The following is a 17,821-nucleotide window of genomic DNA, read 5'->3' on the forward strand; positions in this document are numbered from 1 at the left end:
CTCGATTCTCTGTCGTCCTGACAGGTGGACAAGACGGACGACCGTCTTGCCGAAAAGCAAGGCTACCTTCTAGCAAATACATTTCCCGGCGCATCGCCGCAGGTGAATTTCGGGGTGTCGCGAGCGTTCTTTCCAAACGGAGCTATTTCCTCCGATTTCGGGTCTACACTCCCCTCGACGGATGCGAACACCCCTACCGAGGGACGGATCTCATGACCGACCGCGAGCCAGGACCGCAGATCGACCCCGCCACCATCGATTTCGAGCGTGGCTATCGCGAGGGCACCCTGGTGGAGGGCGTCGTCATGGATCGGATGCCCTGGGATACCGGGCTACCGCAGCCGCTATTGGTGAAATACGAAGCGGCGGGCCGCATCTCGGGTGATGTGCTCGATGTGGGCTGCGGTCCGGGCGACAACGCCGTCTTCCTCGCCGAGCGCGGCTACCGGGTGACCGGGCTGGACGGCGCGCCCACGGCCATCGAGATGGCCCGCGCCCGTGCCGCCGAACGCGGTGTGCGGGTCGAATTCGCCGTCGGCGATGCCACCGAACTCGCCGGCTACGACGGCCGTTTCGACACCGTGGTGAGCAGTATGCTGCTGCACTGCCTCGACCCCCGGCAGCGCCGGACCAATGTCGAGGCGCTGCACCGGGTGCTGCGCCCGGGCGGACGGTTGATCCAGTTCTGCTTCCCCGAGGATTCGGTCGCCAGGCTGTACTCGCCCTATCCGATCGCGGAATCCGAACTGCGCGAACTGTTCTCGACGCCCGAATGGAACCTCGTCGCGCTGAGGCTGGACCGGGTCACGGCCATCTCCCCGCCGCCGGAGGTCTTGGATACGTTCCGGGCGAACGGTTTCGAACCCGAATTGGATCCCACCGGCGCGATGCTGCTGCCGACCTGGGAACTCGAGGCCCTGCGGAACTGACGGCACGCCCGACCGGTCGGTTGTCCATATTCTTGGGTCATGAGTGTGCGGACCGACAGCGCGGCCGGGCCCCTGCCACGGGGCCGGCATCGGCTCAGCCGTGCGGAGGTGGAGTCGTCCCAGTATCGGCGGCTGTGCGGGGCGGCGCTGGTCGTGGTCGGCGAACTCGGGTACACCGCGACCACGGTCGCCGATATCGTGGCGCGCGCTCAGGTGGCGCGGCGGACGTTCTACGCGATGTTCGCCGGGAAGGACGAATGTTTCGCCGCCGCCTACGATTTCGGGGTCGAACTGGGTCTGGCCCGGGTCGGCGCGGCGATCGGGGACTGGGGTGAAGGGGATTTCGCCGCGCGGGTGCGGACCTCGTTCGAGGTCTATCTGGAGGTGCTCGCGGGTGCACCGGAGGCCACCCGCGCGCTGTATGTGGAAACACTCGTGGCGGGCGGACCCTTGATCGCGCACCGCGCGCGGGTGCACGGCCTGTTCGCCGATTACGTCATGGGTATCGCGCGGGCGGGTGTGGCGGCCGGTGATCTGCGTGAACCGCCCGATCCCGGGCTGGTGGACATGCTGCTCGGCGGTATCGACGATCGGATTCGGGCCTGTCTGAACGGGAAGGGGGCCGCGGCGCTGCCGGATCTCGCGCCGCTGTTCACCCGGACCGCGCTGGCCCTGTGCGACGCCCGCGCCTGATCAGGACTCCAGCGCCGGGGCCGATTTGCGATAGGTTCGCGCGACCAGCGCCGCGCGCAGATACCAGAGTCCGCTGGGCTGAGTGGGATCCAGGCCGGTGAGTTGGCCTACCCGCTTGAGCCGGTAGTCGACCGTATTGGTGTGCACCTGCAATTGGCGGGCGGTGCGTTGCCGGGACAGACCGGTGGCGAGATGACTGCGCAGGGTTTCGAGGAGATCGGGATGGTCGTCGAGGGGATCGAGCAGGGCGCCGAGGCGATCGAGGCCGGGGCCCGGGCGGGTGAGCTGATATTCCATCGCCAGATCGGCGAAGCGGTACAGGCCGGGCGGGCTGCCTAGTCGTAGGACGGTATCCAGCAGTTCGTGGGCGCGGTCGGCGCAGTCGGGGATCTCGGTGGTAACGGCGGTGACCACGGTCGCGGTCACGGGAACCTGTGCCGCCTCGGACAATCGGGCGATGAGCCGGTCCAGTTCCGCGTCGGCGATCGCGTCGATGGGGACGAGGACGGTGCCGCCGTCGACGCTCAGCAGCGACAAGGCACGGCCGCCACAGCAGCGCGACAGTTCGGTCTGTAACCGCCGAAGTTTGCGGCGCGCAACGACTTTGGTGTCCACACCGGGATGGGCCTCGTCGCGGTGACGCGGCACGCTCATGGCCAGTACCGCATACTCCGCGGCGATCTCGATACCGCTCTCGCGGGCCATGGTCGAGGTCGGATGGCCCGAGAGCAGGGCCGAGACCAGCGTGTGCACGGCCGTATGGTGTTCGCTCACGGCGGCCTGGTGTTCGCGCACATAGGCCAGGGCGACCGCCGGGGTGATGGTGTCGAGCACGCGCAGCAGCAATTGCGCCGGATCGGCCGGGCGCTCATCCGGTTCGGCCTGGGTGAGCAGCAGATCGAAGGCCAGTTTGAAGCCCTCGTGCACGGCGTGGTGCACGGTATCGATCGGAATGCCCTCGCGGGCCCAGCCCGCCGCGGCCTGCTGCAGGAATTCGACCTTGTCGTCGGGCTGGCGGCCCTCGAGCACATCGATGGTCAGCTCCAGGCAGATTCGCGTGACCGCGGTGATGTCGCCGCGTAAGGCGTCACCGGGCAGGGTGGCGCACGGCGCCACATGGGTGGCGAAGTGGCCGACCAGTTGCCGCGACAGGTTCCGGACATCGTGCCTTGCGCGACCGTTCATGGAGGAGCTCCGCACTTGCGTCTTCGAGGAACACGAACGTTCCCAGTAGCGGCCAACCCTAGCGAGCGTGCCCGCCGGTACGCAACAGTCCGGCGTGAAAGTGACAGGGGTTCAGCGCTTTCGAACTAGTCGGTTGGACCTTCAGACACAGGATACAGCCGGTGGATGGTCAGCGCGGCGGCCAGCAGGCGGGAACCGCTCGGATCGGACGGATCGATGCCGGTGAGTTCGGCGATGCGGCGCAGGCGGTAGCTGAAAGTATTCGGGTGGACGTGGATTTCGGCGGCGGCGGATTTGCGGTCGGCGCCGTGGCGTAGTTGAGCGTCGAGGGTACGGATCAGATGGGGGCTGTCGAGCAGTGGTGTGATGCGCTCGGCCAGGCGGTCGCGGGCCGGGCCGGGGCGGGTGAGCTGATATTCCAGTAATAGATCGTCCAGGCCGTAGGCCCCGGTGGGGCGGCCCAGGAGGTGTGCGAGTTCGGCGAGTTCGGCGGCCTGCTGGGCGGCCGGTCTGATGTCTTCGAGTGCGGTGGCGGGGTTTTCGGCGAGGGTGACCGCGACGCCGAACTGTTCGGCGAGTTCGGTGGCCAGCGCCGACCAGCATCGCGCCGGGGGTTCGGCGCCGCCGGGCAGCAGTACGATGCCGTTGACGCCGTCGAAGGTGTGCAGTGCGGCGGCGGTGAATCGGTCCAGAGTGGTCTGCAGCAGGCGGATGCGGCGGCGGGTGAGCAGATCGGCCACCGAGGCGGGCCGACCGTCCGGCGCCAGGTGGATCGCCAGCACCGTATAGCGCTGTGCCAGAACGATATCCGCGCGCGGCCAATTCCTCCGCGGGTACGCCGCGCAGCAGGGCGGCGCACAGGGCGCGGCGGGCCTCGCGTTCGGCGTGGTAGATGGACTGCTCGACCTCGGCGTAGGACTCGACGCTGACGGTGTTGATGTGCATGAGCAGTTCGAGCAGTCGATCGCCGAAGGCGACCAGTTCGTCGAGTTCGCTCGGCTCGCTGGCGGCCACCGCCTCGCGCAGCACCTGACGCGCCGACGCGTGTACCGCCTCGACCAACAGGCGTAGCGGCAGTCGGTCCTCGGCATGGTGTTCCACTACGGGCGCAACGTATTTCGCGACCTCCTCGCGGGGGAAGTCGCGGTTCTGTTCGACCGCGTGCAGGAAGGCGTGGGCGCAGCCGTAGATGGCGGTGAGCACCTCGCCGAAATGGCCCTCGGGCAGCTGTGCGGCCGGTGGGGTCGAGCCCAGGCCGGAGGTGAGGATTCGCTCGGCGAACTCGGGCAGCCGGTCGAGCAGGCGGGCGGCGAGCCCGCCCTCGCGCGGTGCGGGTGCGACGGTGACCGACATGGGCCGATTGTGGCTGGACACAGATCGCGGCGGCAAGTCGTGGTTTCCGCCGGGGTCGGCTTTGTTTCCGGGGACAAACGCGGGGGGTGAAGATGCGCGCCCGAGGGCAGTGACAGCCGGGTGGGGCGGATCTAGATTTCGACTGTGGATTGGAGGTGTTCGTGAGCGGGCCGCTACGACCGGATCTCGATCCGTTCCATCGGCCGCCCGCGGGGTTCGAGCGGTTGCCCGCGGGGACGGTGTTGCGTAGCCGGGTGGTGGGGTTGGCGTCGTTCGGGGTTGTGCCGCTGCGGGTTTCGGCGTGGCAGCTGCTGTATCGGACGCGGGATGTGCACGGTGCGGCGGAGGCCGCGGTGACGACGGTGCTCGCGCCGCGCGGGGTGGCGGCCGGGGCTCCGCTGGTCTCCTTCCAGTGCGCCATCGATGCCGTTGCGCCGCATTGCTTTCCGTCGTACGCGCTGCGATCGGGCGCGCGGGCGCTGGGGGCGATACCGCAGATCGAACTGCCGCTGATCGTGGCCGCGCTGGCCCGGGGGTGGGTGGTCTCGGTGCCCGATCACGGCGGCGCCGACGGACGGTTCGGTGCGCCCCGGGAGCCCGGCTATCGGGCGCTGGATGCGGTGCGGGCGGCGTTGCGGTTCGGTCCATTGGGTTTGAGCGAGTCGACATCCGTTGCGCTGTGGGGATATTCGGGCGGCGGGCTGGCGACGGTGTGGGCGGCGGAGCTGGCGGCGAGCTATGCGCCGGAGCTCGGAATCGTGGGCGCGGTCGCCGGATCGCCGGTGGGTGATCCGGGTGCGGCCTTCGTGCGCCTGGACGGCACGCTGTTCGCGGGCTTCGCGATGGTGTTCACCGCCGGACTGCGCCGGACCTATCCGGAACTGGACGCCGTGCTGCGCGCCCAGGTGCGCCCGAGATATCTGGCCATGCTCGCGAAAACCGAAGCGGCGGCGACCTTTCCACTCCTGGCCCGCTTCGCGCTGCGCCGCGTCGACACCCCCATCGGAATGGCCGCGCTGATGGCCCTACCGGAACTGCGCGCGATCCTCGCCGACATCCGCCCCGGCTCGGTTGCCCCGGCCATGCCGATGCTGGTCCTGCAGGGCGTCAACGACGAGGTCGTCGCGGTCGGCGATGTGGACGCCCTGGTCGACCGCTACACCACCGCCGGGGCCCGAATCCACTATCTACGCGACCGTCTGAGCACCCACCTGCCCCTACAGTTCCTGGCTCTCCCGGTCATGCTGGATTGGCTCACCGACCGCTTCGCGGGCCTACCGGCGACGACCGGCACCGAAACGGTGTGGTCGGTGGCGACCTCGCGCCGAGCCTTGACGACCCACGCCCGCCTGACCCTGCTCAACCTGCGCTTACTCACCGGGCGGGTGATTCGCGGCGCGCCTCGTCCGGTCGCATCGGTGAGTGTGGTCGTGGATCCGGCGGTGTGATCGCCGGGGCAAGGGGCGGGGTCGAAATCGACGGGAGTGTTCGAGGTGGGCGGGGCATGATGGGGCCATGGATGCGCATGCGGAGCTTTTCGATCTGGCGGAGAAGTATTGGGACACGGTGTTGGAGGCCGGGCCCAGTTCGGCGACGTTGTTGGGGGAGCATAAGTTCGATGATCGGGTCGAGGATTTGTCGGAGGGGGCGGAGCAGCGGCTCATCGGGGTGTATCAGGGTCTGTTGCAACGGGTTTCGGATATCGATGTCGAGGCGTTGGGGGATGAGGATCGCATCACCCGGAGTCTGTTGATCAATGAGTTGGCCTCGACGGTTGATCATTTGTCTTGGCGGCCGGTGGAGTTGGCGTCGGATCAGATGGATGGCGTGCATTCCATGACGCTGACGATGGCGCCGCAGACCAATGCGCCCACGGTGGACAGCGCCGAGGCGCTGGTGCGGCGGTTCCGGCAGTTCGACGTGAAGTTCGGCCAGGCCGCGGATCGGTTCCGGGCGGGGCTGGCGGCGGGGCGGACTCCGGCGCGGATCGTCATCGAGCGTTCGCTCAATCAGCTCGACGGATATCTGGCCTCCGATATCGCGACCGATCCGTTCGTGACCTTCCCCGGACCGGCGGACTGGGATGGCGAGAAGCAGTGGCGCGCAACCCTTTCCGAGGTCGTGCGCGATGTGGTCCGCCCGGCGTTGCGCACCTACCGCCAGGTACTGGCCGAGGAACTGCTGCCGGTCGCGCGGCCCGGCGACAAGGCGGGGCTGTGCTGGTTGGGTGACGACGGCGCGGATATCTACCGCCGGTTGCTGCGTCGCCACACCACCCTCGAGGATATGGGCGCGGACGAGATCCACGACACCGGATTGGCGGAGTTGGAGCGGTTGCGCGAGGAGTACGCGCGGATCGGCGCGAAGTTGTTCGGCATCACCGATCAGGCCGAACTGTTCGCGAGGTTGCAGGGCGATCCCGATCTGCACTACCGCGACGGCGAGGAGATCATGGTCGACGCGCGCGCCGCGCTGGCCGCCGCGAATGTCGAAATGCCCAACTGGTTCGGCCGGTTGCCGAAGGAATCCTGCGATATCGTCCCGGTGCCCGAATTCCTGGCTGCCGACGCACCCGGCGCGTACTACTTCCCGCCCGCGGCCGACGGATCGCGGCCGGGCACCTACTTCGTCAATCAGTACGATCCGCAGAGCCGTCCGCGCTACCAGACCGCCGCGATCGCGTACCACGAGGCGATTCCGGGCCATCATCTGCAGTTGACCATCGCCAACGAACTCGATCATCTGCCGCGCTTCCAGCGGCAGTCGTTCGCGAATACCGCATTCGTCGAGGGCTGGGCGCTCTACACCGAACGTCTCGCCGACGAAATGGGTTTGTACGCCGACGATGTGGCGCGTCTGGGCATGCTGGCCGCGGATTCGTTCCGATCCTGCCGACTGGTCGTCGACACCGGACTGCACGCGAAGGGCTGGAGCAGGCAGCAGGCGATCGACTACATGGTCGCCAACGCGCCGATCGGACGGACCGAGATCGAGAGCGAAATCGACCGCTATATCGCCATGCCGGGTCAGGCGGTCGGATACAAGGTGGGCCAGCTCGAAATTCGTAAGCAGCGTGCCGGTGTCACCGAGCGGCTCGGAGACCGCTTCGATATCAAGGTCTTCCACGACACCGTGCTCGGCGCGGGTTCGGTGAGCCTGCCGGTGCTGCGGGAGCTGGCCGCGACGCTGTAAACAAGTCGGACGTTCAGTACATAACCGCGTCGACCGGGCGATTCGATGCGGTGTGTCCGGCTGCGGCAAATACGTGGCGTGCGGTTCAATGGACTGGTACGACGAGTTCTGTCAGCATGCTCCGCCACAACAGCATCCGAGAGGACAACGAACGTGAGCATGGTTCTCGCCGCGGCACACGATGTGTACACCACGGTGGTGGCCCAGGTCGGCAACCCGACCCCCGAAACTCCTCCGGCCGCCGACAAGCTGCTCAAGATGGTCCGATACTTCACCTGGTTCGTCCTGCTCTCCGGCGTCAGCGCCATCACCTACGGCGGTGGCAAATTCGCCTGGGAGAAGTGGAACGGCGGTGCTTTGGATTCGCCGAAGATGGTGGCCGGAGCCATGATCGGCGGCGCCACGGCGACCAGCGCGGGCACCATCATGAACGCGGTCATCGGCAGCTAGCACCCTGGCTTCGCCAGGGAAAAGAGAAGCGCCGAGGCCGGAAAAGGGAAAGGGCCGGGATGAGAACTCACCCCGGCACCGTTCCCTTGTGTTTCCGGTGCGCCCCGTTTCCTTGTGTCCCCGGTGCGCCCCGTTTCCTTGTGTCCCCGGTGCGCCCCGTTTCCTTGTGTCCCCGGCGCGCCCCGTTTCCTTGTGTCCCCGGCGCGCCCCGTTTCCTTGTGTCCCCGGCGCGCACCGTTTCCCTGTTTCCCGGGCGCGCACCGCTCCCCATTTTCCCGGCGCGCACCGTTCCTCTATTTTCCCGGCGCGCACCGTTCCTCTATTTTTCCCGGCGCGCTTTTCGCCGGGATCAGCCGAGCATGCTCTGCATCTGCTGGATCTCGGTCTGCTGGGCGCTGACGATCTGCTGCGCCAGTTTCTTCGCGTCGGCATTGACGCCGCTCGACAATTCGGCGTTGGCCATGTCGATCGCGCCGCGGTGATGGTCGATCATCATCTGCATCCACATGCGGTCGAATTCTGGTCCTGTGGCGTTCTGGAGGGCCGTCATCTGGTCTTGCGACATGATGCCGGGCATATCGTGGCCCATGGTGGCGGCGGGGGCGGGTTTACCGAAGGCGCGCAGCAGGTCGGCGATCTGCTGCATTTCGGGGGATTGCGCCTGTTCCACATTCGCCGCGAGGGCGATCAGCTGCTGATTCTGTGAGCGGGTCGGAACCAGTTTCGCCATATCGACGGCCTGCGCGTGATGCGGATACATCATCTGCAGGAACGAGATATCGGCGTCGTTGAAATCGCTGCGGGTCGAACCGGTGGCGGTGCCGTGGTCCATACCGGCCATGGTCGTGCTGGGCGCGGCGGAGTTGTCGCCGCTGCTGCAACCCGCGATCAGCAGCGCCGCGGCGATTCCGGTGCCTGCCAGGGTGATTCGGGTACGTGCGCCGAACATGGTTGTCCTCCTGAGGAGCTGGATGTGATCTGTATGGGGGCATGCGAGAACGCGGCCCATCAGATCCGCAGGATCGACAACTCCGGTAGGGACAGCACGGTCCAGGGCGGCGGCCGCGGCTGCCGGGACAGCCGGGCCCGGGCGGCCGGTCCGGCGGTATCGCCCGGATCGGCGCCGAGCCAGGCGACCAGGATCAGCCCGAGCGCCAGCGCCAGCGCCGAGAGTACGAAGACGCACGCGTGCATCGAGGTGTGGGCGGCGTCGGCGTCGGACGGGTGCTCCGCCGATGATATCGACGCGGGCGTGCCCGACATCGCCATCGTGACCGCCGGCGGATGTCCGGTGTGCGCACCGCTCGACCCGCCGTGGCAGGCGGCGAAAACCACCGCGTGCATCAGCATGATCCCGGCGACCAGCACGAACAGCCCGAGCGCGCTCGGGCGGCCGTATCGCTGGTTCCGGTCGGTCACGCCCGACAGTCTAGGGCCGTTCGCGGTAGATTTGCTGTCAGGTCGATCCGTCCGCTGTACCGACCGGAAGGGGAGTCATCAGATGGTCAATCAACTCGATCCCGTGGTGTCCAAATTCGTCGACGCGGTGAACGCGGGCGACAGCGCGGGTTTCTTCGATCTGCTCACCGACGACGTGACGATGTCGGATGACGGCAACGATCGCGATGTGCGCAACTGGGTGGACAGCGAGATCTTCGGCAGCAATGCCCGCATGGATGTGGAGTCGGCCACCGACGGCGGTCGCGCCCTGGTCGCCGACTACACCAACGATCGCTGGGGTTCGATGCGCACCGCGTGGCGCTTCACCGTGGCGGGCGACAAGATCTCCCGTTTCGAAACCGGTCAGGCGTAGGACTCGAGCCGCTTGCGCCCCCCGTAATTTCGGGCAGCCGCGGGGATAACAATCGGACTGCCGCCGATCGATACCCTCGATGACAGACTCGAGGGAGGAACTTCATGCGAAACGTATCGACGGCGCTCGCGGTGCTGGCCGCGGGCGCCATCATCGGCGCGACCGTGAATGCCGCACCGGCCCAAGCGGATCCGCCGCGTGGCAGCGGCCACGGATACTGCTTCGACCTCAATTCCGAACTGGCGCACGAGGCGATGGGTACGCTTGCGCCGCCGTCGGTGGACGGCGATTGGCAGCCGGTCGCGGCCGGTGACGATCCCATCTCCGAGGGCTGCCAGGACGTGCTGTCCTGGATGACCGTGGAGTGGCAGGGCATTCATCCCGGCCGCCACATCCTGTTCTTCAGCAACGGTTCCTACCTCGGCACCGCGACATCGAAGCCCTACGCCTACACCGATGTGCTCGGTAAGACGAAATCCACCGTGTCCGTGCAGTATCGGTGGCCCAAGGACTCCGACCCGCTGTGCTGCCCGAGCGGTTCGAGCGTGGTCACCTTCACCCTCGCCGACGGCAAGGTGCGCGCCGACGGCGAGTTCCCGCCCAACTGATCAGGGCGCGGCCACATCGACGACGAGCCGGACCGGCCCGTCCAGGGTGGTCACCGAGAACGCCGGGCGATCGGCATTCACGCCGATGAACGACTGGGTCGTGCCCTCGAACACGTGGGTGCTGTACACCCCCGCGATCGTGGGCGCGCTCGGATCGGTCGCCGGATCCGGCCCGGCGTATTCGGTGACCCCGCTGTCGAACGGATAGGCCGACCCCAGAATCTGCACCTGCAGGATCGAACGCCCGGCGACATCGATCCGCTTACCGCTACCGTCCTGTACGGCCCGGTCGGTGTACTGCACCCGCCAGCCCGGGCGGCCGGTGCCGCCGAGTTCGTAGACCACCCGATCGAATCCGGAATGATGTCCGATGCGGATATTGGTGACCGTGAGCCGCGAATCCAGCGACGGCGTGCCCTGCGCGGGCGTCGTGGCCGTGGGCGCGGGCTCGGTGGTGGACGGCAGCGACGACTGCGCGGCGGGCTCCGACGAGCCGCTCGAGCAACTTGTCAGCAGCGCGAGCGCCGCGATCACGGGCAACACCAGCCTGTTACGCATGGGGCAGATGGTATGCGGAGTAACCAGTGGGGTGGCCGCGACGACACGGCAACGATCTAGCACACTGTAGGTGTGATGGAGGTGGACGACGTGTTGAGCCGATTGCGGCGCTACCCGGATGTGGAGGCGGTGAATCTCTATGCCGTCGACGCCGCCGACCGCCTGATCCTCGACGTCGCCGCCGAATCGCTGGCCAAGGCGGGCAGCGGACATGTCGCCGTGATCGATGACGGGTACGGCGCGCTCACCCTCGGCGCGATCGCGGCACACGATCTGCGCGACGTGCGGGTGCATCAAGACCTGTTGACAGGTGAACTGGCACTGGCCAACAATGCCCGCGCCTTCGGACTCGCGGATCGCTACGCGACCCACACCCTGGGCAGGTGGCTGCTGGCGGATGTGAAGGTGGTGCTGATGCGGTTACCGCGCGCGCTGTCCGGACTGTCCGAAATCGCCGATGCCATAGCGCGTTACGCCGATCCCGATGTCGAGGTGTTCGCCGGGGCCCGCGACAAGTATCTGACGCCCGCGATGAACGAGGTGCTGGCGGAATCGTTCGCCTCGGTGCAGGCCAGTCGCGGTCGGCAGAAGTCGCGAATCCTGTTGGCGCGGCAGCCGCGGGCGCTGGGCGAACCGCCCTATCCGGTGCGCAAGCGGATCGATGAGCTGGGTCTGGACGTGGTCGCGCACGGCGCCGCGTTCTCCGGACCCAAACTCGATATCGGCACCCGCTTCCTGCTCGAACATCTGCGCCGGATGAAGCCCGACGCCCGCGATGCCGTCGATCTCGGTTGCGGTACCGGCATTCTCGCGGTCACGCTGGCCAAGGCCCGCCCGCATATCGCGGTGATCGGGACCGATCAGTCCGCGGCGGCGGTGGATTCGGCCCGCGCGACCGCCGCCGCCAACGGGGTGGCCGATCGCGTCACGGTGCTGCGCGACGACGCCATGTCCGAGATCCCGGACCGCAGTGCCGATCTGGTGGTGTGCAATCCGCCGTTCCATATCGGCGCGGCCGTGCACACCGGATCGGCGATCAAGATGTTCTCCGAAACCGGCCGAGTGCTGCGGCCGGGCGGTGAGCTCTGGACGGTCTACAACACGCATCTGAACTATCGCGGCGTCATGGAGAGCATGGTCGGCCGCACCGAGGTGGTCGGACGCAATCGCAAATTCACGGTGACCCGGTCGGTCTGCGGTTTGCACGGGTAGAGTCCCAAATGTCCGAATTCTGTCCGGTTCGGGAACTTGCTCCCGGGCGTGGACGTTGGATACTCAGAACGGCCACGACGGACGTGGACCGCGAACCTCGGAAAGGCACGAGAACGGTGCGCACCTCAAGCAACCCGATCTTCAAGAACCTGCCGCAACAACAGGGCGGTGGATACGCGGGATTCGGTTCGGCGGCTGCGGGCGCCGGACCATCCGCTCAGTACGGTCAGCAGCCGTACGGTTACCAGCAGCAGTATCAGCCGCAGGCGCCCTCGACGTCGCGGCCGATGACCATCGATGACGTCGTCACCAAGACCGCCATCTCGCTGGGTGTGGTGACCGTCGCGGCCGTCATCTCCTACGCGCTCACCGCGGGCAACCACGGCCTCGCGGGCCTGTTCGCCCTCGGTGGCCTGGTCGCGCTGGGCATGTCGTTCTTCAGCATGTTCAAGCCCGATCTGCAGACCAAGCCCGCCTTCGTGCTGACCTTCGCCGCGGCGGAAGGTCTGTTCCTGGGCGCGGTGTCGTTCCTGCTGGCGAACGTCCGATTCGGCGGTTCCGGCGGCGTGGGCGGATCGGGAATGATCGCGCAGGCCGTGCTCGGCACCTTCGGCGTGTTCTTCGGCATGCTCATCGTCTACAAGACCGGCGCGATCCGCGTGACGCCGCGGTTCACCCGGATCATGTTCGGCGCGATGATCGGCATCCTGGTCCTGATGCTGGGCAATGTGATCGCCGCCCTGTTCACCCCCGGCGGCTTCGGTCTGCGTGACGGCGGCCCGATCGCCATCATCTTCAGCCTGGTCGTCATCGGCATCGCGGCGTTCAGCTTCCTGCTCGACTTCGACGCCGCCGATCAGTTGATCCGCGCGCAGGCGCCGGAGAAGGCCGCCTGGCAGGTCGCCTTCGGCCTGACCGTCACCCTGGTGTGGCTGTACCTCGAGATTCTGCGCCTGCTGAGTTATCTGCAGAACGACTAGCGGTCCCGATAATTCGACAAATACCGATGGCCACCGGATTTCCGGTGGCCATCGGCGTATCCGGGCGGGCAGGATGAAATGTCGTGGACGACTACGAGATCAGCACGTGGCCGGTCGGACTACCGCGTTCGCTCGAGTATCCCGAGGTCGCGGTGGGCGCGATTCTCGCGGGCTCGGCGCGGCGGTTCGGGGATCGCGTGGCGTTCCGGTACCGGGAACGGGCGCTGAGCTACGCCGAGCTGTGGGATGCGGCCCGCCGGATGGCCGAGGGCCTGCGCGACAACGGCGTTCGCCCGGGCGCGCGCGTCGCGGTCTCGATGCTCAACTGTCTCGAGTTTCCGATCGCGTACTACGGCATCCAATTGGCCGGTGCCACTTTCGTACCCGTGAATCCACTGCTGCCCGCCGACCGGATCGCCGCCCAGGTACGCGACGCGGAGGCGGTCATGACGGTATCGGCGGCCGAGGTGGCCCAATTGTGTTCCGCTGCTTCCGGAGCGGGATCGATGGTCGAGATGGATACCCGCGACGCTCTGTCGCATATCGCCTACACCGGGGGAACGACAGGGCTGCCCAAAGGTGTGGAGCTGACCCATTACAACGTGGTGTGCAATGTGATTCAGCACGCGTGCTGGCATCACGGCGCGGTGCCCGCGCTGGACGACGACGGCGGACTGGTACTCGATCAGATCGGTACGGCCGAACAGTGGCCGGTGCGGGTGGGCACGGGCCTGGCCGTGAGTGTGCTACCGCCGTTCCATGCCATGGGAACCCTTGCGGGAATGAGTATTCCGATACTCGCGGGAATGACCGTGGTGTTACATGACTCGTTCGACGCGGCCGCCTATCTGGCCGAGGTCGAGCGGTTCGGCGCGACCTATATTCTCGGCGCGCCGGCCATGCATCATCGGCTGCTGCGCTGTCCGGACCTCCCGATTCGCGATCTGTCCTCGGTGCGGGCCGTCGGCTCCGGCGGTGCGCCGCTGCCGGTGGAGACCTTCCACGCGCTGCTGCGGACCTTTCCGCGGGCGGTGCTGTGCGAGGGGTACGGACTCAGTGAAATCACCATGGGCGCAACGAATCCGCCCGCGAACACATCGGGTCTGCGCAAGCCCGGCAGTGTGGGCGTCGCGATGTTCGATACCGAGATCCAGGTGGTCGCCGACGATGGCGAGCCGCTGCCGCCGGGTGCGCGCGGTGAGGTCCGGATCAGGGGCCCGCAGGTGATGCGGGGCTATCACCGTCGGCCCGAGGCGACCGCGGAAGTGCTGCGGGACGGGTGGTTTCACACCGGCGACATCGGCGTCCTCGATCGGGACGGTTATCTGTCGATCGTCGATCGCGGTAAGGATGTGCTGCTGCACAACGGATACAACGTGTATCCGCGCGAGCTGGAGGAACTGCTGCTGGCGCAGCCCGGTGTCGCCGCCGCGGCCGTGGTGGGCAGGCCGCATCGCGAATCCGGGGAATTGCCGGTCGCTTTCGTGGTCGCGCTGCCGGAGGCGAGGCCGGACGCGGCGGCGCTGATGGCCGGGGTCAATGCCAGGGTCGCGCCCTATCAGCGCCTGCGCGAGGTGCGTTTCCTCGATCGGCTGCCCGTGTCGCCGGCGGGCAAGATCGTCAAGCGCGACCTACGAAAACTGTTGGAGTGAACTAGCTTTCGAGCAGTTCCCGGGGCAGCACATCGGTGGCGACATGATCGTCGGCGCAGCGCTCGGCCAGCATGTCGATATTGTCGGCGTTGTTCCGGCGCAGCGGGAGGATCTTCTGATAGGCGGGCGAGGCGTACCAGCCCTGGGCCGCTTCGTAATCCGGGAATTCGATCACCACGATCACGCCGTCGGCGGGACCCTCGGCCACCATCTGCCGCCCGCCGTGCACGATGAACCTGCCGCCGAACGGGGCCAGGGTGGCGTCGATGCGCCGCAGATATTCGACGATGTCGGCGCCCAGGTCGACGTTGCTCAGGTGGGCGATGGCGTAGGCGGTCATCTTCGGCTCCTCGGGACGGATCATCTTGCTGAACAAGATGTTTCCGTGCCCGAGGAACGAAGTCGATTACCCGTCAGGTAGTACCCCTCCGGGTTTCGGCACGCCTTTCGCCGGAATCAGCTGAGGCGCTCGATGATCATGGCCATACCCTGGCCGCCGCCGACGCACATGGTCTCCAGGCCGAACTGCTTGTCGTGGGTCTGCAGATTGTTGATCAGGGTGGCGGTGATGCGGGCGCCGGTCATACCGAACGGGTGGCCCAGGGCGATCGCGCCGCCGGAGACGTTCAGCTTGTCCAGATCCATGTTCAGCTCGCGCGCCGAACCGAGCACCTGCACGGCGAAGGCCTCGTTGATCTCGTACAGATCGAGGTCGGCGATGCTCATCCCCGAGATCTTCAGCGCACGGCGGGTGGCCTCGATCGGGCCCAGACCCATGATCTCGGGCGACAGCCCGGACACGCCCGTGGACACGATGCGGGCCAGCGGGGTCAGGCCCAGTTCGCGAGCCTTGGTGTCGCTCATGATCACCACCGCGGCCGCGCCGTCGTTGAGCGGACAGGCATTACCCGCGGTGACCGTGCCGTCGGGCCGGAAGACCGGCTTGAGCTGCGACACCTTCTCGTAGCTGGTACCCGGGCGGGGGCCGTCGTCGGTGGCGACCACGGTGCCGTCGGGCAGGGTCACCGGGGTGATCTCCCGCTCGAAGAAGCCCGCCTTGATGGCCTCCTCGGCGCGGTTCTGCGACCGCACGCCCCAGTGGTCCTGATCCTCGCGGGTGATGCCGGTCAGCTGGGCGACGTTCTCGGCCGTCTGGCCCATGGCCATGTAGACGTCGGGCAGCTGGTCGAGTTCGCGCGGATCCTGCCAACCGTCCGAACCGCCCTCGGCGCGCTTGGCCGTGCGGGCCTCGGCCTCGGCGAACTTGATGTTGTGGGTGTCGGGCCAGCCGTCGGAGGTGCCCTTCGGGAAGCGCGACACGGTTTCCACACCGGCGGAGATGAATACGTCGCCCTCGCCGGCCTTGATGGCGTGGAAGGCCATGCGGGTGGTCTGCAGGGAGGAGGCGCAGTAGCGGTTGACCGTGGTGCCGGGCAGATAGTCGTAGCCCAGCTGGGTCGCCACCACCTTGGCCATATTGAAACCGCCCTCGCCGCCGGGCTGGCCGCAGCCGAGCATCAGATCGTCGATATCGGCGGCGGCCAGGGCGGGCACCTTGTCCAGCGCGGCCCGCACCATCTGCGCGGCCAGATCGTCGGGCCGCATGCTCACCAGGGAGCCCTTGGCGGCCCGACCGATCGGGGAGCGGGCGTAGGACACGATGACGGCCTCGGGCATGAGGACTCCTTATGTCGATGGCCGAGCCGCCAAGCGGCTGCTCGGTACAGCGGTACGGAATTCTCTTCCGAATCTACGTCGCGGGCACGACCTGTGGAACACCCGGTATGTCCCTTTCGCTCGCCCGCAGTTCACGCAGCAGGGCGGGCAGCAGATGACTCGCGGCCAGTTCGTAACCCGCGGCCGAGGGATGGAAACCGTCTGCGGAGAACAGGATCTCGGGTGTACTGCGGAAATCGCGACCCAGTAGATCGCCCATCGGAACCGGACAGCCGCCCGCGGCCAGCGTGGCCGCCGCCTGCGCGCGGGCCAGGCGCACACTCCAGCTGTGCACCACCGTGCGCAGCGGCTGCGGAATCGCCGCGACCGTCCCGAGATCCGGGCAGGTGCCGACGACGACCACGCTGCCCGCCGCGCGCAGCCGGGCCACGGCCTGGCGGACGCGCTGCGCGGAGCGCAGAACCGAATGCTTCTTGGTCACGTCGTTGCCGCCCACCAGGATCACCGCGGCGTCCGGCGGCGGCCCGGCGACGAACATCGCATCCACCTGGCCCGCCAGACCTTTCGAGGTCGCGCCCGAGATCGCCTTGGTGCTCAATCGGATTCGCCGCTCGGTCGCCTCGGCCAGGCCCCGCGCGATGCGCACCCCCGGCACCTCCTCGGCATTGACGCAACCGACACCCGCGGCCGTCGAATCGCCGAATACCATCAGGTGCACATCGAACGGAACCCCTGTACGCCACCGTTGCGGGGCCGGACAGCCGCTGGTGTAGATCCCGTCGGCCTCCGGCGGTTTCGAGATGTCCCGCCCGATGAGGTCGCGGGCCGCCTCGGCCTGCGCCATCAGCAACCGGTAGGTCGCCCAATATCCGGCGGTGGCGCTCGAACCGGCCACCACGGTCGCGGCTCCCGTCACCGCGAATGTCCGCCACGTCCTCACCACACACCCGTACCTTTCCCGGCGGCCTTTCTCGCCTCTACCACGCCTGCGTATATCGTGCCGGATCGATCGGGTGTGAGCATCGTGCTGTGATTTATCGAGTTATTGCCCGGGCGGTGGGCCGGGGACGTCGAAGGTGCCGTGCACGGGGGCGTTGAGTGCATTCGTGGTGACCACCACGTCGACCCGCCCCGGACCGGTGTCCTGGAACATGGCGTAGAGCATGCTGCCGTAGAGGCCCGCTACGACATTGACGCGGTATTCACCCACGACACCGGTGGACATATTGCGCCAGGCCACCGTGGTGTCCACATCGCACAGCGGGGCCAGCGGATATTGGCCCGGGCCGATTCCGGAGATGGGCAGGGCCTGCACATTGAGCACGGCCCGGCCGGGATAGTCCGGACTGGTATCGGCCCAGGTCCGGATGTTGCCCCAGCACAGCGCGCCGTTGAACTGGCTTGTCGTCTGGGGGAATTCGACGGTCTGGGCATTCGCCGGGGCGACGATCGCAACGGTCCCGAGGGACCCGAGTACGACAGCGCGGGCGGTCTTCGGCATCCTCACGCCGGCGATGAT

The 17,821-nt window shown here is 67.4% G+C and carries 19 protein-coding genes and 1 pseudogene; 10 read left to right on the forward strand and 10 right to left on the reverse strand.

The features are described 5' to 3' along the window. The first annotated feature begins 212 nt into the window (after positions 1 to 212). Positions 213 to 929, forward strand: coding sequence for a class I SAM-dependent methyltransferase (locus tag NP4_RS08890; protein WP_082875679.1), 717 nt, complete (start codon positions 213 to 215; stop codon positions 927 to 929). A gap of 39 nt (positions 930 to 968) precedes the next feature. After that, the gene (locus tag NP4_RS08895) at positions 969 to 1,622 is read left to right on the forward strand and encodes a TetR/AcrR family transcriptional regulator (RefSeq protein ID WP_067994654.1); all 654 of its coding nucleotides are present in this window, start codon (positions 969 to 971) and stop codon (positions 1,620 to 1,622) included. Here the strand turns inward: NP4_RS08895 and NP4_RS08900 are convergent, their stop codons facing one another. The 3 genes and pseudogenes from NP4_RS08900 to NP4_RS43580 form a co-directional block, all read right to left on the reverse strand. Continuing rightward, positions 1,623 to 2,807, reverse strand: coding sequence for a PucR family transcriptional regulator (locus NP4_RS08900; RefSeq protein WP_067994656.1), 1,185 nt, complete (start codon positions 2,805 to 2,807; stop codon positions 1,623 to 1,625). 125 nt (positions 2,808 to 2,932) lie between these two features. Further along, positions 2,933 to 3,589 carry a PucR family transcriptional regulator gene (locus NP4_RS42490; protein WP_245997800.1) on the reverse strand — a complete coding sequence of 219 codons (657 nt, stop codon included), beginning with the start codon at positions 3,587 to 3,589 and terminating at the stop codon, positions 2,933 to 2,935. 145 nt (positions 3,590 to 3,734) lie between these two features. After that, a pseudogene (locus NP4_RS43580) lies at positions 3,735 to 4,160 on the reverse strand (RsbRD N-terminal domain-containing protein); the annotation flags it as partial. A 161-nt stretch (positions 4,161 to 4,321) separates the two neighbouring features. Here NP4_RS43580 and NP4_RS08910 point away from each other — a divergent pair. The 3 genes from NP4_RS08910 (at position 4,322) to NP4_RS08920 (ending at position 7,802) form a co-directional block, all read left to right on the forward strand. After that, a complete protein-coding gene (locus NP4_RS08910) occupies positions 4,322 to 5,608 on the forward strand; it encodes a lipase family protein (protein WP_245997814.1) in 1,287 nt (428 codons plus the stop codon). A 67-nt stretch (positions 5,609 to 5,675) separates the two neighbouring features. Next, a complete protein-coding gene (locus NP4_RS08915) occupies positions 5,676 to 7,352 on the forward strand; it encodes a DUF885 domain-containing protein (RefSeq protein ID WP_067994661.1) in 1,677 nt (558 codons plus the stop codon). Positions 7,353 to 7,511: 159 nt separating this feature from the next. Next, complete coding sequence (locus NP4_RS08920) at positions 7,512 to 7,802, forward strand: hypothetical protein (RefSeq protein ID WP_174556109.1); 291 nt, start codon at positions 7,512 to 7,514, stop codon at positions 7,800 to 7,802. Positions 7,803 to 8,151: 349 nt separating this feature from the next. Here NP4_RS08920 and NP4_RS08925 read toward each other — a convergent pair whose 3' ends face one another. Both NP4_RS08925 and NP4_RS08930 read right to left on the reverse strand, forming a co-directional pair. Then, positions 8,152 to 8,751: a DUF305 domain-containing protein gene (locus NP4_RS08925; protein WP_174556106.1), complete on the reverse strand. Its 600-nt coding sequence runs from the start codon at positions 8,749 to 8,751 to the stop codon at positions 8,152 to 8,154. 59 nt (positions 8,752 to 8,810) lie between these two features. Then, positions 8,811 to 9,221, reverse strand: coding sequence for a DUF6153 family protein (locus NP4_RS08930; RefSeq protein ID WP_067994664.1), 411 nt, complete (start codon positions 9,219 to 9,221; stop codon positions 8,811 to 8,813). Positions 9,222 to 9,303: 82 nt separating this feature from the next. On the opposite strand from NP4_RS08930, the gene NP4_RS08935 reads away from it, so the two are divergent. Then, on the forward strand, positions 9,304 to 9,615 hold the full coding sequence (locus tag NP4_RS08935) for a nuclear transport factor 2-like protein (protein ID WP_067994667.1): 312 nt from the start codon (positions 9,304 to 9,306) through the stop codon (positions 9,613 to 9,615). Between the two features lie 104 nt (positions 9,616 to 9,719). Continuing rightward, complete coding sequence (locus NP4_RS08940) at positions 9,720 to 10,223, forward strand: LppP/LprE family lipoprotein (RefSeq protein ID WP_067994670.1); 504 nt, start codon at positions 9,720 to 9,722, stop codon at positions 10,221 to 10,223. Here the strand turns inward: NP4_RS08940 and NP4_RS08945 are convergent, their stop codons facing one another. Continuing rightward, positions 10,224 to 10,781, reverse strand: coding sequence for an AMIN-like domain-containing (lipo)protein (locus tag NP4_RS08945; protein WP_067994674.1), 558 nt, complete (start codon positions 10,779 to 10,781; stop codon positions 10,224 to 10,226). It lies immediately after the preceding gene. A 75-nt stretch (positions 10,782 to 10,856) separates the two neighbouring features. On the opposite strand from NP4_RS08945, the gene NP4_RS08950 reads away from it, so the two are divergent. The 3 genes from NP4_RS08950 to NP4_RS08960 all read left to right on the forward strand — a co-directional run bounded on the left by NP4_RS08950 (position 10,857) and on the right by NP4_RS08960 (position 14,625). Further along, positions 10,857 to 11,993, forward strand: coding sequence for a class I SAM-dependent methyltransferase (locus tag NP4_RS08950; RefSeq protein ID WP_067994676.1), 1,137 nt, complete (start codon positions 10,857 to 10,859; stop codon positions 11,991 to 11,993). Positions 11,994 to 12,109: 116 nt separating this feature from the next. Further along, complete coding sequence (locus tag NP4_RS08955) at positions 12,110 to 12,973, forward strand: Bax inhibitor-1/YccA family protein (protein ID WP_062504085.1); 864 nt, start codon at positions 12,110 to 12,112, stop codon at positions 12,971 to 12,973. Between the two features lie 83 nt (positions 12,974 to 13,056). Further along, complete coding sequence (locus NP4_RS08960) at positions 13,057 to 14,625, forward strand: class I adenylate-forming enzyme family protein (RefSeq protein WP_211335855.1); 1,569 nt, start codon at positions 13,057 to 13,059, stop codon at positions 14,623 to 14,625. 1 nt (position 14,626) lies between these two features. On the opposite strand, the gene NP4_RS08965 is transcribed toward NP4_RS08960, so the two are convergent. The 4 genes from NP4_RS08965 to NP4_RS08980 all read right to left on the reverse strand — a co-directional run bounded on the left by NP4_RS08965 (position 14,627) and on the right by NP4_RS08980 (position 17,803). Next, positions 14,627 to 14,965: a DUF1330 domain-containing protein gene (locus NP4_RS08965; protein ID WP_067994927.1), complete on the reverse strand. Its 339-nt coding sequence runs from the start codon at positions 14,963 to 14,965 to the stop codon at positions 14,627 to 14,629. Between the two features lie 116 nt (positions 14,966 to 15,081). Further along, on the reverse strand, positions 15,082 to 16,302 hold the full coding sequence (locus NP4_RS08970; protein ID WP_067994680.1) for an acetyl-CoA C-acetyltransferase: 1,221 nt from the start codon (positions 16,300 to 16,302) through the stop codon (positions 15,082 to 15,084). Positions 16,303 to 16,375: 73 nt separating this feature from the next. After that, the gene (locus NP4_RS08975) at positions 16,376 to 17,245 is read right to left on the reverse strand and encodes an SGNH/GDSL hydrolase family protein (RefSeq protein ID WP_067994684.1); all 870 of its coding nucleotides are present in this window, start codon (positions 17,243 to 17,245) and stop codon (positions 16,376 to 16,378) included. Positions 17,246 to 17,344: 99 nt separating this feature from the next. After that, on the reverse strand, positions 17,345 to 17,803 hold the full coding sequence (locus NP4_RS08980) for a hypothetical protein (protein ID WP_169813698.1): 459 nt from the start codon (positions 17,801 to 17,803) through the stop codon (positions 17,345 to 17,347). Between the last annotated feature and the right edge of the window lie 18 nt (positions 17,804 to 17,821).

Source organism: Nocardia pseudobrasiliensis NBRC 108224, assembly GCF_001613105.1.
GTDB lineage: Bacteria > Actinomycetota > Actinomycetes > Mycobacteriales > Mycobacteriaceae > Nocardia > Nocardia pseudobrasiliensis.

What these genes read in the sequence shown, in the direction of transcription:
- NP4_RS08950 (WP_067994676.1), top strand. Translation starts at nt 10,857, where the DNA reads ATGGAGGTGGACGACGTGTTGAGCCGATTGCGGCGCTACCCGGATGTG.
- NP4_RS08965 (WP_067994927.1), bottom strand. Translation starts at nt 14,965, where the DNA reads ATGACCGCCTACGCCATCGCCCACCTGAGCAACGTCGACCTGGGCGCC.
- NP4_RS08945 (WP_067994674.1), bottom strand. Translation starts at nt 10,781, where the DNA reads ATGCGTAACAGGCTGGTGTTGCCCGTGATCGCGGCGCTCGCGCTGCTG.
- NP4_RS08940 (WP_067994670.1), top strand. Translation starts at nt 9,720, where the DNA reads ATGCGAAACGTATCGACGGCGCTCGCGGTGCTGGCCGCGGGCGCCATC.
- NP4_RS08895 (WP_067994654.1), top strand. Translation starts at nt 969, where the DNA reads ATGAGTGTGCGGACCGACAGCGCGGCCGGGCCCCTGCCACGGGGCCGG.
- NP4_RS08915 (WP_067994661.1), top strand. Translation starts at nt 5,676, where the DNA reads ATGGATGCGCATGCGGAGCTTTTCGATCTGGCGGAGAAGTATTGGGAC.
- NP4_RS08900 (WP_067994656.1), bottom strand. Translation starts at nt 2,807, where the DNA reads ATGAACGGTCGCGCAAGGCACGATGTCCGGAACCTGTCGCGGCAACTG.
- NP4_RS08920 (WP_174556109.1), top strand. Translation starts at nt 7,512, where the DNA reads ATGGTTCTCGCCGCGGCACACGATGTGTACACCACGGTGGTGGCCCAG.
- NP4_RS08980 (WP_169813698.1), bottom strand. Translation starts at nt 17,803, where the DNA reads ATGCCGAAGACCGCCCGCGCTGTCGTACTCGGGTCCCTCGGGACCGTT.
- NP4_RS08890 (WP_082875679.1), top strand. Translation starts at nt 213, where the DNA reads ATGACCGACCGCGAGCCAGGACCGCAGATCGACCCCGCCACCATCGAT.
- NP4_RS08935 (WP_067994667.1), top strand. Translation starts at nt 9,304, where the DNA reads ATGGTCAATCAACTCGATCCCGTGGTGTCCAAATTCGTCGACGCGGTG.
- NP4_RS08925 (WP_174556106.1), bottom strand. Translation starts at nt 8,751, where the DNA reads ATGTTCGGCGCACGTACCCGAATCACCCTGGCAGGCACCGGAATCGCC.
- NP4_RS08970 (WP_067994680.1), bottom strand. Translation starts at nt 16,302, where the DNA reads ATGCCCGAGGCCGTCATCGTGTCCTACGCCCGCTCCCCGATCGGTCGG.